Below are 254 nucleotides of genomic sequence, written 5' to 3' on the forward strand. Positions count from 1 at the left end.
TTCCCTTGATGTACTGGGGATAGATTTTCATGTTGTAAAAGGGAGTGGCCAGGATATTCCCGCTCAGGATGCGGTTGTTGTAGTGGCTAATCATCCCCTTGGCTGCGCTGAGGGCATTATTCTGGCCCGGATACTGAGAGGGATCCGGCCGGACGTGAAAATTCTGGCTAATCATTACCTCAAAACGGTTCCCGAACTGGATTCACTGTTTATTGGTGTGGATGTCTTTGAAGGGGAAGGCGCGGTTCGGGCCA

At 51.2% G+C, this 254-nt stretch carries 1 protein-coding gene; it reads left to right on the forward strand.

Annotated features, from left to right (window positions below; translation table 11 throughout):
* The coding region (locus ACYP03_RS27035; RefSeq protein WP_459782814.1) for a lysophospholipid acyltransferase family protein at nt 1–254 on the forward strand (254 nt) is incomplete at both ends.

This window comes from Photobacterium sp. R1 (assembly GCF_054600795.1).